Genomic DNA, 11,584 nt, shown 5'->3' on the forward strand with positions numbered 1-11,584 from the left:
AAAATTGGCGTCACCTATGGTAGCCCAGAAGTGACAACCGGTGGTAATGCCCTCAAATTCTATGCTTCAGTTCGTCTAGACATTCGTCGGATTCAAACCCTGAAGAAGGGGAGTGAAGGCGAATACGGTATCCGTGCCAAAGTAAAGGTGGCGAAGAATAAAGTTGCACCTCCTTTCCGCATTGCCGAGTTTGACATTATCTTTGGCAGTGGGATTTCTCGGTTGGGATGTTTGGTTGACTTAGCTGAGCAAACTGGCGTTATTACTCGTAAAGGAGCTTGGTACAGCTACAACGGTGACAATATTGCCCAAGGTCGCGATAACACTGTCAAGTATCTGGAAGAGAATGCTGAGTTTGCCGCGAATGTTGACAAACAAGTGCGCGAGAAGCTGGATATGGGAGCCGTTGTTCAAGCGAACTCCGTCTCTCCTGTTGAGATTGAGGAGGAAGACGAGCTGTTTGATGAAGTTTAATTTGATGGGTTAAAGGGTTGAAGGTTAGGAGGTTGCAGGTTGTAGGTTAGAGCTAATCAATCTGGCTGGTAACTTGTCAACCTACTAACGCTTCAGCCTCACAACCTTTAACTCCTCTTTAGTTATGGTCGGTGACTTTCTGAATTTGTCGGCTGAAAAAGCGGTCTAAGATTTCCGACTGCTGTGAAGGGCTTAACTGAGGTATCGCAACGTCTGGTGCTAAGTCTTCCAGATTGAATTCTTCTGGAAAAAATTCTGAGGTTTGCTCTTTGGAACCAGGGGGTGGTGTCTTTGAGCCTTGATCTCGTACTGGCGCGGTTGATGCTTTTGGGGTCACCGGAGTCGGTATCACGGTTGAGGCTTCCAGTTTCGCCAGAACATCTGGGGGAGTTTCGTCTAACGTGTGGGTGTCGTTACAAAGGAAGAAGGAAAAGGCTAGGTTACTCAGTCGAATGCGATCGCCATCTTTAATGGGCATACGACCATTAACCGGTTCACCATTGATAAAAGAACCATTGGTGCTGTCGAGGTCAACCAGATAAAAACCCTCGTTCTTAATATACTGAATCACGGCATGTCGTCGAGATAACCGTCGATCCGCAATGGGTATGCAGAGTTGGCGATCGCGTCCGATCGTCCAAATTCCTTGAGGCTGTAGTAGAATCTGAGTTTTCCCATCTGCCAAGTTGGTGACCAAATAGACTTGTTCACCCTGAATGACACCAGTGATACATCGGGTTGGGATGCTTGAAAGACTTTGACTACTGGTTTTTTCAAGCTGGAGAATTTCATCAAGCAGAGTGCGATGATGCTCGTAGAGCTTGAGAAAAACCTGATATAGACCTAGTCGCTGTTCGATTTCCATAGTTTCGGATGAACTCGACAGAGGTAGAGTATCTACAGAGCCGGGAATTTGAGAGAAAGGAGGTCGTTGTTTGCTAGTGAAACTATACAGGGTAATCAGTCAGTCATACCATATCACTGTCTGCCTTTCATCGACATCTAACAATCCGTGATTTAATCCCCATAAAGCTTAAACTTTCTAGCTCAGAGCGCCTCTACCCCTAAAAGAATCAGCATAATTATTAGAGTTAATCTGCTCTAGGTTTACGTTCCGTCGGTCGATCAAGGCGAAACAGCCAAACCATCAGAGCGACGACACCAATTTGTAGAGCCAGGTTAGGAAGAGCGGTGGTAACTTCATGACCAGCAGCTAATTGTGCCAGGAACACAAAGGCACCAATAAAGCCCGAAGCTCCAAAAGCCAAGTAAATAAATTGCCTTAAGACCCGGTAAGGAGCTTTTGCCTCTGCTTTTAATTTTGCATATTTTTCTGGACTGAGCTGTCCTGGGTTAATTTTACGACTTGGATTACGATTTTTGGGTGTTGAGTTTGCCATCAGTTGTAAATTTTTCCTTCATATATCAATGGTGACATGACGGAGGGGACTTTTTCTGCTAAAAACAAGAACTGGCTCAAAGACCTACCAAGTGAGCATCCGCCAAAATTTTAAGCCAAAATTTGAATATTCTTGAGAAAGCTTGCTATATTAGTCTATCGGTGCCGGTGTAGCTCAGTGGTAGAGCATTCGATTCGTAATCGAACGGTCGGCGGTTCAAATCCGCCCATCGGCTTTTGGAGTTTTGAGGTGTGCCAGCATATCCTGGGAATCCTTAACGCTAGGAAGTCTATAAAAACGTGTTTGTAGTGAGCGCTGAAGCGCTCACTACAAACTCCCGAATAATGTGGCTTTCTTAGCGGACATGATATACGAGTTGACATAACTGAATAACTCTTATGAGTCAATCCCCATTTAACAAAAATAAATATAAATAAAGAGGAAGCATCTTGCTTCCTCTTTTGATTTCAGTTGAGCAAGATACCCACTGTATAAAGGGAACATCTCGTTTTTGCCTAAAGATCAAACCCCACCCGACGCCTTCCCTTATTAAGGGGAGGAAATAAAATGATTTCCCCCTTTGATAAGGGGGATTAAGGGGGGTGACAAATGTGAATTGACAAATTCGGGAAGCTCCCCTCTATAAATTCACCAACCGGAATACTCTCGATTTATTCCTTGCCAGTTACTTTATCAACCAGCTCTTTGGCTCCTTCTAATAAACTGCCCTCGTTAGGATTTTCTTCTTTGTATTCCTGCAAATCTTCTTCGTAAATCTTCTCTAGACCTTGTTTGGGGTCGCTACTAACTGCTTCTGTCGCTTCTTCATAAGCCTCTTGCCGCTGCTCTTCTCGAACCCCTGTTGCTTCACTCATCGTGGAGGCGCGACCAATTTTGGCCTGTGACTGTAATGGTTGGTTGGCTAAAGCAGGTTGATTAGCAAAAATACATAGACCTGACACGCTCAGCAAACACATGAACCCGAAGATCAAAAAGCGCTTAACCAAACTTGTCCCAATCGCAGAAAAAATCCGCTGCATGTAAACCTCCTGATTTTTTGTAAAACTGTGAATTCGTAAGCAAAATGATTACCAGTACTGTGATAAGATGCTCAATCTTATGCACAGCACTCAACAAAATCCTAAGGTTGTGGCAGCAATAGTCCCTTCTTCCCAAAGATACATTCAGGTCGTATCAATAGTTACAGATTATTACCGAAACTGGGAAGGCTAACTACGAGAGTGTTTGGTTCGCAACTTCTGGTTGAATTGCTGCTTCAAATGCATCCAGAACTTGCTGAGGAATTGCTCGCGGACGCATGGCTTTTGTATCCACCCAAACCCACAAAGCTTCAGCTGTCACTAGCAATTGCTCTTCGCCTTGTTTGCGAATTTCGTAACACCGAACGGCACGCGGCCCCCGCATCTGTTGCAGCCAAGTTGTAACTTCCAGAGTATCACCAGCTACAGCGGGACGAAGATACTCTATGTCTATCCGTCGCATCACGAACACTCCAGCCAATTCTTCGTAACGCTTGGGACCGAACCCAAGAAACTCTGAATGCTCGATCGCTGCCTGCTCTAAATAATGCTGATAAACTGCATTGTTAACGTGTCCGAGGGCGTCCATCTCGTGATATCTGACCCGTAGTCTGGTGATAAACTTGTGCGTCATTTAACTAATCGTCTATTAAGTGTAGGTGAGCCACTAAAAGACTACTAAAACTTTGATGTCAGCCAACTTTTCTGCCAGAGCGATCGCAAAGGATAATTTAAGGGCACGACATGTCGTGCCCCTACAGTAATCTTGTACTAGATAGTAGCAATCCCCGTGTAGTTTGCAACAACAGCAGGATTATCTTGAGCTTGCCTTCACCAAAACTGCATCCCCTTCAATCTTTGCGTTGTAAGTGGGCAGGGGTTTCTTGGCTGGCCCTTTGAGAACTTTGCCAGCAGGGCTAAATTCAGCCTTGTGGCAGGGGCAGACAAAGGCATTCTTGGCTGCTTTCCAGTCTACTGTACAGCCTTTGTGTGTACAGGTAGGATTTACCGCTGTAATCGTTTTTGTGTTACCTGGGTTGCTGATGACAAGCACTGGCCCCCCAGCAAAATCCTTTTTCAGCATTTGGCCTTTTTGTTTTAATTCCGTAACAGTGCCAATGGCCTGAAACCCATCAGTTCTTTTGGGCATCGCAGAAGTTTCCGACTTTTCAGTTTGGGGAGAACAAGCAGCGATCGCAACTGGCAAGGAACTGGCAAGACCACCAATCCCCACCCACATCAAAAACTCACGACGGTTCATAGATAGTTATTAGTTGTTTGTTGAAAAACTCTCTTGAGCAAGGGGAGGAAGTTACCTTCGTTTCCCCTGATCTGTCATTACTTTAGAAGTGTTCAAGCCCAACGTCAGTCTTATCATTCTCTTCTCAACTCAAGTTCACAATAGCTGAATGACCCATTGCTGTAAAAGGGAGCGATTTTGCGATCGCCTTCTGCTTTCGGAGAGGATGCACCAACGGTAGCACCGTTAGCGACGTTAGCGTTTGCGGAGCATGGTGCGATATTAGCAAAGCGAGCCGTAGCGTCTAAGCGTCGAGAGTCGTCGTGACGTTAGCTATTCGCTCCCCTGGAAACCAATTTCTAAGCCAACTCGATTAGAGCTAAACTCGATCCTACAGGATTCTACCCAGCCCAAATGCTTAAATGGGAATATTACCCCCTAGAGGAGAAAACATACAATTACCAAAATGAGTAGTTTTCCTGCACTAATGCCCTTAGCCTAATCCGTTTACTCTCACTGGACTTGACGGTCAGTGATCATCCAGCACGCTCTCCTTAACGGACGTTTAGTAAAGATTCGCGTATGTCCATCGAAAAACTTCAGCCTGCCGACAAAGCAGCCGTTGGTGTTTACATGCCCTACTATCAGGGTGCAAAGCGCAACGTCTTACCTTTAGCTATTAGCCTTTATCAACAGGGGTCTCTAGAAGGTCAACGCCGCATAGAAGGCGGTGAGAGCATCCCCTTCGTTGCTACCTGGTTCGTCTCCAAGCTTCCTTCGGAACTGACGCGCTGCCGATTACAGTTTGATGGCAATGCCGACCTCAGTTACGAAGTAACTATGGCAAATTCTGAGTTTATCAATTACTTAATTGAAGTAATTATGAATTTCAAGCGATCGCGCCTGTCAGATTTTTCTCAGGCATTCTATCGCAAGCTGCTACGCATTGACGAGTAAGCACCACTTGAAACTGATGAGGAGAGGCAAAAGGGGTGGCAAAATCCGCTAAATATTTGCTGGTTGGGTCAACAGAAGCTTACTGCGGTAAGTCAGCAACAATCTTGGGCGTTGCCCATCAGCTCAAGGAAAAAGGGCTAGACATCGCCTATGGAAAACCACTAGGAACCTGTCTGAAAGATGATTGCCCGAATGGAATGGAAGAAGATGTCCGGTTTATCCCGGAAGTACTCAATTTGCCGCAAAAGCGGGTATGCTCCCCCCTGCTCTCTTTGGACGCTGAGGCCATTCAAAAACGCTTGCGGGGAGAGGACTCAACCAATTACCGTCAATCTCTAAAGCAGTATCTCCAAGAACCAAGCGGCGATTTAATGGTGTTGGAGGGGCCAGGAACCCTGAGTGAAGGAAGTTTGTTTGACCTATCCCTGCTGGAAGTGGCTCAAGAAATTGACGCTTCTGTCTTGCTAGTGGCTCGGTTTCACTCGGTTTTGATAGTGGAGTCTCTGTTGTCGGCTAAAGAACGCCTAGGTAAGCACTTGCTGGGAGTTGTGATTAACGATATTCCTGCCGAGCAACTGGCAATGGCAGAATCAACCGTGCGGCCTTTTCTAGAACGCCAGGATATTCCTGTATTGGGTATGTTACCCAGAAGTCAGCTACTGCGCAGTGTCAGCGTTCGGGAATTAGCACATCAGTTGCAAGCAGAAGTGCTTTGTCGTTCCGATCGCTTGGATTTGATGGTAGAAAGCTTGACAATCGGGGCAATGAATGTTAACGCTGCTTTAGGGTATTTCCGTAAACGAAATAATATGGCAGTAGTCACGGGAGGCGATCGCGCAGACATCCAGATGGCAGCGCTAGAAACCTCGACCCAATGCCTGATTCTCACTGGTCACATACCCCCCCAACCCTTTATCATCAGCCGTGCAGAAGAGTTAGAAATCCCTGTTTTATCGGTTGACTTGGACACACTCACCACAGTGGAGATTATTGACCAAGCTTTTGGTCAGGTACGCCTCCACGAACCGATTAAAGTGCAGTGTATTCAGCAGCTGATGGCTCAGCACTTTGACATAGACCGTTTAATGAATCAGCTTGGCTTGGAACCAGCTGTGTCAGCACATTCTTGACATCCTCCCCACCCTGCTTGCGCTGAGGGTGGGAATTCCCATCATCACTGACGGGGTTTCCTGGCTCGTCGAGCAACCTTACTCTTTGCGTTCTTGGTCGATGGAAAACTGAACGTAGTATCCATCTGCCCGACGCACAACACGAACTCGCTTAATCTGCTCTTTTTGGTAGAAGTGCAAATCACGATAGCGAAGCGGGGCGCTTTTAGCGCACAGCGGACGCAGCGCAGCGAGTAACACCTACTTTTTACCTGGGGAGTCCATGTACCTCCGACTTACTTCGTTGAAGTCGGAGTCCTATAGCTCCCCAGACCCCACGTTAGGATAGGGCATGGGTAATCAATCGGTAATCGGTAGTGGAATGAAAAGCCGCTTACTGATTATCAATACCCAATTCCCCAAAGGCAACATGTATACTCAAAAAGTTGCATTTTCGAGTAGTTAGAGTTATGGCGATCGCGCACGCGATATTAGTATCCCTGATTGAACGCCCCGCGAGTGGCTATGACCTGGGTAAGCGGTTTGAGTCTTCCGTGGGCTTCTTCTGGAAAGCCACTCACCAGCAAATTTATCGGGAACTAACTAAACTGGAAGAACAAGGCTGGATTAGTGCCGAGGTTATTGCCCAAGAAAGCCGCCCCGATAAAAAACTCTACAGCGTTACAGAACTTGGAAAGCAACAGCTAATTGATTGGATGGTTCAACCGGGCGAACCAACTCCGATTAAAGACGATTTATTAGTCAAAATCTTTGCTGGCTATCTTGCTCCCAAAGCGACAATTTTGGAAGAATTACAGCGTCACCACCAGCGTCACCAGGAACAATTAAGAACTTACCAGGAGATAGAGCAGCGATACTTTCAATCTCCTCAATCCCTCTCCCAACCCGACAAGTTTCGTTACCTAACTCTCCGCAAAGGCATCGGTTACGAGACGGATTGGATGGCTTGGTGTAACGAAGCGATTGAACTTCTAGAAGCAGAATGAAACCAATTATCGTCTTCGGCAGCATTAACATGGATTTGGTGACCAAAACCCCTCGGTTGCCAGCTGCCGGAGAAACTATCACAGGGTACAACTTTTTTACAGCTGGGGGCGGAAAAGGGGCGAATCAAGCCGTAGCAGCGGCAAGGTTGGGCATTCCAACTCAAATCGTGGGGTGTGTGGGGGGTGATGAGTTTGGGCGTCAGCTATTAGCGGATTTACAGACAGCAGGTGTTCAGACAGATGGTGTTTTGGTAGACGAAACAACGAGTTCTGGCGTTGCTGTGATTACTGTAGATGATGCGGGTGAAAACAACATCATCATTATTGCGGGTGCCAATGGGCGACTCAATAAAACCGATGTGGAACGTCTGGGCGATCGCTTACCAGGAGCAGCGGCTTTGCTGATGCAGCTTGAGATTCCCATGCCAGTCGTGCAGTTAGCGGCGCAAGCAGCGCACTCCGCAGGGGTACCCGTGATTCTTGACCCAGCACCAGCACAAACTATCCCAGCAGAGCTTTATCCCCTTGTAGATATTATTACGCCCAATCAGTTGGAAGCGTCTCAACTGGTGGGTTTTCCTGTAGATGGAGAAGAGGCAGCTGCTCAAGCGTCAGCTGTACTCAGGCAACGAGGTGTGGGTAGTGCGATCGTGAAACTGGGCGATCGCGGCGTCTTGTGTGCCACTGCTGAGGAAACCTTCTTCGTTCCAGCCTTCTCAGTCCAAGCGGTGGATACGGTAGCGGCCGGTGATGCCTTCAATGGTGCGCTGGCAGTAGCTCTAGCCCAAGGGCGTCCGTTGCGAGAAGCTGTAGTGTGGGGGGCAGCATCGGGGGCACTTTCAGCCATGAAAGCGGGGGCGCAGCCTTCTTTACCTGATCGAAAGACGTTCGAGGCGTTTCTCAGAGAACGGGGTTTAGGAGCAAACTAGTGGTTTGTCAATTTAGTTTCAACGGCGTGTAACGTGGAGATTTGCCTGGATTTGATCGAACACTCCACCATTCTTAAAAAACTTCTCATGGATGGCGTTCCATCCCCCAAATGCCTCCACTGTAAACAGCTTACTGACGGGGGGAAACTTATTGGAGAACTCTTGAGCCACTGCTGAATCTAAAGGTCGAAATCCTACTTTGGCAAATGCACGTTGAGCTTCAGGGGTATAGAGGAATTGCACAAATTCCTCCGCGACTTCGCGAGTTCCTCTGCGATCAACATACTTATCAACGACTGCGATCGCATTATCGATGGAAATATTGACTTCGGGAATAATGACGAAGGCATCTTTGGCTAAACCCTCTTGAGCCGCTAAAATTAGCTCAGTTTCATAGTTGATCAGCACATCTCCCTGATTCTGCCGCAGAAACATATCTGTCGCTTCCCTCGCATCTTTGGCTAACACCTGAACATTCTGGAAAACCTTGGTCACAAACTTCAAGGCTTGTGCTTCAGTTCCTCCAGTTTGGGTGACTGAACCCCAGAACGCGAGGAAATTCCAACGGGCTATCCCCGATGTTTTAGGATCGGCTGTCATTACCGACACTCCCGGCTTGGCTAGATCAGACCAAGTGCGAAGGTGTTTAGGGTTTCCGGCACGAGTAACGAGTGCGCCCACGGTACGAGTCACAATGCCGTTATTTGGTACTTTCTTCTCCCATCCAGGCTGGATTAACCCAGCTTTCTGGATTTCGCTAACATCTGGTGCCAGTGCCAGATGTACCACATCCGTTGGAAGTCCATTAATCACAGCACGGGTTTGGGTACTAGAGCCAGCAAAGCTATGTCGAAATCTAACCTCCTGCTTATGCTCCCGCTGCCATTTCTCTTTAAACAGAGGAATAATTTCTGTGTAAGCGGCTCTGGTCACAGCAAAGGAAACGATGCTAATTTCGATAGGTTTAATCTTCTGGTTGGCCAGTTGTGTCTGGGGTGTGGGGGTTGTAGTAGGCGAAACAGTATTCTTCACACAGGCTGAGCTGAGGATACACAGACTGATGCTGGCAAACAGTAGAAGTGCAAAGGTATAAGTTGCCGATCGCTTCCAGGGTCGAATTAACCGAAATCGCAGATTTAGGATATCCACTATGCAAAACTTGAGCGCTTTCATCCATGACTTCCTCTGTTGTGGCTGACGAGACGACATAGCCAAAAACACTCCTGTGTGGTTGCTAAATTTCAATACAAACTACTTTAATCCGATAAAGATAGTGTATATTTGTGCTGCTAAACCTTACTGAATGCTGACACAGCTTTTCATGAGGCAACCGTCAAGGTGCATCAAACAGCAAACAGTGACCAGGTTGTCGCTAAATTATGCATCTACCTGTTGCGATCGCCTTTTCCTGATGGAGACGGAGACGTTCCGCCAACTGTACCGCCCAATCACACGCGATCGCACACTCTATTGACTCGGTAGTAATCCTGTTACCCGCTACCAAAAAATTTGTAGACCTTTTATATCAAGATGTACCGTTTGTTAATTCATCCAGATCCAACCGCAGCGCTACAGAGAACGCCCGCCGTTGGTGTTTCACTCTTCTGGCTGGAGAAAGGAGAATGAATCCCATGTCACTATTCAAAAGCAAACTCATCGCCAAACCGAAAGGCTCGATTACCCGTGAAACGTTGCTCAAGATGGCGGTGAGGATTGCCCTAGTCATCGTGGGGTCTACAAGCCTCAGCTACCTGCATTTGATGTCGATTCTGGAAAACCAGACCCTCAAACAGCTAGAAAAATATAGTGTGGAACGGGGGCAACGGGAAAGCAACATTTTTACCTTGGTAGAAGACAACCATGCTGTGCTGGATCAGGAACTCAGGCGCAGACTGGATGAATTGGGCAACAAAGACCCCCAAGCAGAATTCAATCGATTGTTTGTGCGATCGCAGGATGGCGCAATCCGCAATCGATCCCAAGGCTTCGATCGCAGCCGCCAACCTGGGGTTTACATTGGCAAAAACCTACAGCTCAACGCAGAGATTCGCCGCCGCGTCCTCACCTTTTATAACCTGGTCTCGTCCTATGGCCCTTCCTGGCGTAGCCGCTTTCAGAATACCTACATCAACGCCCCGGAAAACATGGTCGTCATGTACTGGCCCGAAGTTCCTTGGGCTGATAATGCCACTGCCGATCTGTACATCCCGGATGAGGAGTACTTCTGGATTGCCGATCAGGAGCATAATCCAAGCCGTCAGACCATGTGTACCGGACTCTATTACGACAAGGTCGCTAGAAACTGGATTGTTTCCTGTGAAACCCCTGTTGATCGAGCAGGCAAACAAATCGCCACCTTAGGGCACGATATTGTTCTCAATGAACTGTTGGATCGAACATTGCAAGACCGCCTTCCAGGTACCTATAACATCATCTTTCGGGCAGACGGTCGCTTGATTGCCCATCCCAACAAGATGGATAAAATCAAGGACAAGAACGGTAAATTTGACATCCTCCAGTCTGGAGACCCCCATCTGACCCGGATTTTTCAGTTAGTAAACAATCTTAAACCCGGTCAGGTTGTGGTTGAAAATACCAAAGATAAAGAGTATCTAGCCGTTGCCAAACTCAGCGTTCCTGACTGGTACTTTATTACCGTTTTTCCCAAGTCAATCTTGTCAGGAGTAGCCTTTGAAAATGCCCGGTTTGTCTTGATTTTAGGGGGCATCTCTTTGCTCGTTGAGGTTATTGTCTTATTTTTTGTTCTACGCCAACAGGTTGCCACTCCACTCAAAAAATTAATGGTTGCCACCGAGCAAATTGCTGCCGGAGATTTCAACATTCACCTGGATACTACAAGGCAAGATGAACTAGGACGGCTAGCCCATTCGTTCAATGCGATGGCTGACGAGGTCTATGCTCGTGAGGCGAGACTCAAAAAAGCGAAGGAAGCTCTACAAAAAACTGACAAACTTAAGGATGAATTTTTAGCCAACACATCCCATGAACTCCGCACACCCTTGAATGGAATTATTGGCATTGCAGAATCGCTGATAGAAGGTGCAACTGGAAGGTTGCCGCCAGCCACAGTTTCCAATCTAGCGATGATTGTTACCAGTGGTCGGCGGTTGGCTAACTTGGTCAACGATATTCTGGATTTTTCCAAACTCAGGCACCAGACGATCGCACTGCAATTAAAACCCATAGCCTTACGAGAGATTGCGGAAGTTGTACTGACTCTCAGCAAGCCCTTAGTTCGTCAAAAAAATTTGCAACTGATAAACGCGATTTCCTCAGACTTGCCTCCAGTTCTGGCTGATGAAAATCGCTTACAACAAATTTTTCAAAATCTGATCGGGAATGCGATTAAGTTTAGCGATATTGGACGTGTGGAAGTATCGGCTCAGTTAGTCAGTTGTGCGGGAAAT

14 protein-coding genes, 1 tRNA gene and 1 pseudogene are annotated in these 11,584 nt (G+C 47.1%); 9 read left to right on the top strand and 7 right to left on the bottom strand.

From position 1 onward, the window contains the following. Window positions 1-474, top strand: a pseudogene (locus tag V6C93_RS24720) (DNA recombination/repair protein RecA); the annotation flags it as partial. Window positions 475-592: 118 nt separating this feature from the next. Here V6C93_RS24720 and V6C93_RS24725 read toward each other — a convergent pair. Continuing rightward, window positions 593-1,339: an FHA domain-containing protein gene (locus V6C93_RS24725; RefSeq protein ID WP_333479329.1), complete on the bottom strand. Its 747-nt coding sequence runs from the start codon at window positions 1,337-1,339 to the stop codon at window positions 593-595. 226 nt (window positions 1,340-1,565) lie between these two features. Next, the gene (locus V6C93_RS24730) at window positions 1,566-1,874 is read right to left on the bottom strand and encodes a DUF3493 domain-containing protein (RefSeq protein ID WP_333479330.1); all 309 of its coding nucleotides are present in this window, start codon (window positions 1,872-1,874) and stop codon (window positions 1,566-1,568) included. A gap of 163 nt (window positions 1,875-2,037) precedes the next feature. Between V6C93_RS24730 and V6C93_RS24735 the strand changes: the two genes are divergently transcribed. Further along, window positions 2,038-2,109, top strand: a tRNA-Thr gene (locus V6C93_RS24735). A gap of 436 nt (window positions 2,110-2,545) precedes the next feature. Here V6C93_RS24735 and V6C93_RS24740 read toward each other — a convergent pair. The 3 genes from V6C93_RS24740 to V6C93_RS24750 form a co-directional block, all read right to left on the bottom strand. Continuing rightward, a complete protein-coding gene (locus V6C93_RS24740) occupies window positions 2,546-2,914 on the bottom strand; it encodes a hypothetical protein (protein ID WP_333479331.1) in 369 nt (122 codons plus the stop codon). Window positions 2,915-3,107: 193 nt separating this feature from the next. Then, the gene (locus V6C93_RS24745) at window positions 3,108-3,548 is read right to left on the bottom strand and encodes a thioesterase family protein (protein WP_333479332.1); all 441 of its coding nucleotides are present in this window, start codon (window positions 3,546-3,548) and stop codon (window positions 3,108-3,110) included. Window positions 3,549-3,728: 180 nt separating this feature from the next. After that, window positions 3,729-4,175, bottom strand: a complete 447-nt coding sequence (locus V6C93_RS24750; RefSeq protein ID WP_333479333.1) for a ubiquinol-cytochrome c reductase iron-sulfur subunit — start codon at window positions 4,173-4,175, stop codon at window positions 3,729-3,731. A 177-nt stretch (window positions 4,176-4,352) separates the two neighbouring features. Between V6C93_RS24750 and V6C93_RS24755 the strand changes: the two genes are divergently transcribed. The 3 genes from V6C93_RS24755 (at window position 4,353) to V6C93_RS24765 (ending at window position 6,241) form a co-directional block, all read left to right on the top strand. After that, window positions 4,353-4,481, top strand: coding sequence for a hypothetical protein (locus V6C93_RS24755; RefSeq protein WP_333479334.1), 129 nt, complete (start codon window positions 4,353-4,355; stop codon window positions 4,479-4,481). A 255-nt stretch (window positions 4,482-4,736) separates the two neighbouring features. Then, on the top strand, window positions 4,737-5,111 hold the full coding sequence (ebsA, locus tag V6C93_RS24760; RefSeq protein ID WP_333479335.1) for a type IV pilus biogenesis protein EbsA: 375 nt from the start codon (window positions 4,737-4,739) through the stop codon (window positions 5,109-5,111). Window positions 5,112-5,146: 35 nt separating this feature from the next. Further along, a complete protein-coding gene (locus V6C93_RS24765; protein ID WP_333479336.1) occupies window positions 5,147-6,241 on the top strand; it encodes a phosphotransacetylase family protein in 1,095 nt (364 codons plus the stop codon). Between the two features lie 78 nt (window positions 6,242-6,319). On the opposite strand, the gene V6C93_RS24770 is transcribed toward V6C93_RS24765, so the two are convergent. Further along, complete coding sequence (locus V6C93_RS24770; RefSeq protein ID WP_333479342.1) at window positions 6,320-6,481, bottom strand: hypothetical protein; 162 nt, start codon at window positions 6,479-6,481, stop codon at window positions 6,320-6,322. Between the two features lie 209 nt (window positions 6,482-6,690). On the opposite strand from V6C93_RS24770, the gene V6C93_RS24775 reads away from it, so the two are divergent. Both V6C93_RS24775 and rbsK read left to right on the top strand, forming a co-directional pair. Continuing rightward, window positions 6,691-7,227 (top strand): PadR family transcriptional regulator, encoded by a 537-nt coding sequence (locus V6C93_RS24775; RefSeq protein ID WP_333479337.1) that lies wholly within the window; start codon window positions 6,691-6,693, stop codon window positions 7,225-7,227. Continuing rightward, a complete protein-coding gene (rbsK, locus tag V6C93_RS24780; RefSeq protein WP_333479338.1) occupies window positions 7,224-8,156 on the top strand; it encodes a ribokinase in 933 nt (310 codons plus the stop codon). The genes V6C93_RS24775 and rbsK overlap by 4 nt, the downstream gene beginning before the upstream one ends. 18 nt (window positions 8,157-8,174) lie before the next feature. On the opposite strand, the gene V6C93_RS24785 is transcribed toward rbsK, so the two are convergent. After that, on the bottom strand, window positions 8,175-9,329 hold the full coding sequence (locus V6C93_RS24785) for a sulfate ABC transporter substrate-binding protein (RefSeq protein ID WP_333479339.1): 1,155 nt from the start codon (window positions 9,327-9,329) through the stop codon (window positions 8,175-8,177). 165 nt (window positions 9,330-9,494) lie between these two features. Here V6C93_RS24785 and V6C93_RS24790 point away from each other — a divergent pair, with 165 nt between their 5' ends. Together V6C93_RS24790 and V6C93_RS24795 are read left to right on the top strand one after the other, a co-directional pair. Next, window positions 9,495-9,638, top strand: coding sequence for a hypothetical protein (locus V6C93_RS24790; RefSeq protein WP_333479340.1), 144 nt, complete (start codon window positions 9,495-9,497; stop codon window positions 9,636-9,638). Window positions 9,639-9,787: 149 nt separating this feature from the next. Then, window positions 9,788-11,584: sensor histidine kinase (locus V6C93_RS24795; protein ID WP_333479341.1), on the top strand; the 1,797-nt coding region annotated here is incomplete at its 3' end.

This window comes from Allocoleopsis sp., assembly GCF_036703385.1.
GTDB lineage: Bacteria > Cyanobacteriota > Cyanobacteriia > Cyanobacteriales > Coleofasciculaceae > Allocoleopsis.

Excerpts from the sequence above, each read along its gene's own strand:
- V6C93_RS24725 (WP_333479329.1), bottom strand. The coding sequence starts at position 1,339 with ATGGAAATCGAACAGCGACTAGGTCTATATCAGGTTTTTCTCAAGCTC.
- V6C93_RS24730 (WP_333479330.1), bottom strand. The coding sequence starts at position 1,874 with ATGGCAAACTCAACACCCAAAAATCGTAATCCAAGTCGTAAAATTAAC.
- V6C93_RS24740 (WP_333479331.1), bottom strand. The coding sequence starts at position 2,914 with ATGCAGCGGATTTTTTCTGCGATTGGGACAAGTTTGGTTAAGCGCTTT.
- V6C93_RS24745 (WP_333479332.1), bottom strand. The coding sequence starts at position 3,548 with ATGACGCACAAGTTTATCACCAGACTACGGGTCAGATATCACGAGATG.
- V6C93_RS24750 (WP_333479333.1), bottom strand. The coding sequence starts at position 4,175 with ATGAACCGTCGTGAGTTTTTGATGTGGGTGGGGATTGGTGGTCTTGCC.
- ebsA (WP_333479335.1), top strand. The coding sequence starts at position 4,737 with ATGTCCATCGAAAAACTTCAGCCTGCCGACAAAGCAGCCGTTGGTGTT.
- V6C93_RS24775 (WP_333479337.1), top strand. The coding sequence starts at position 6,691 with ATGGCGATCGCGCACGCGATATTAGTATCCCTGATTGAACGCCCCGCG.
- rbsK (WP_333479338.1), top strand. The coding sequence starts at position 7,224 with ATGAAACCAATTATCGTCTTCGGCAGCATTAACATGGATTTGGTGACC.
- V6C93_RS24785 (WP_333479339.1), bottom strand. The coding sequence starts at position 9,329 with ATGAAAGCGCTCAAGTTTTGCATAGTGGATATCCTAAATCTGCGATTT.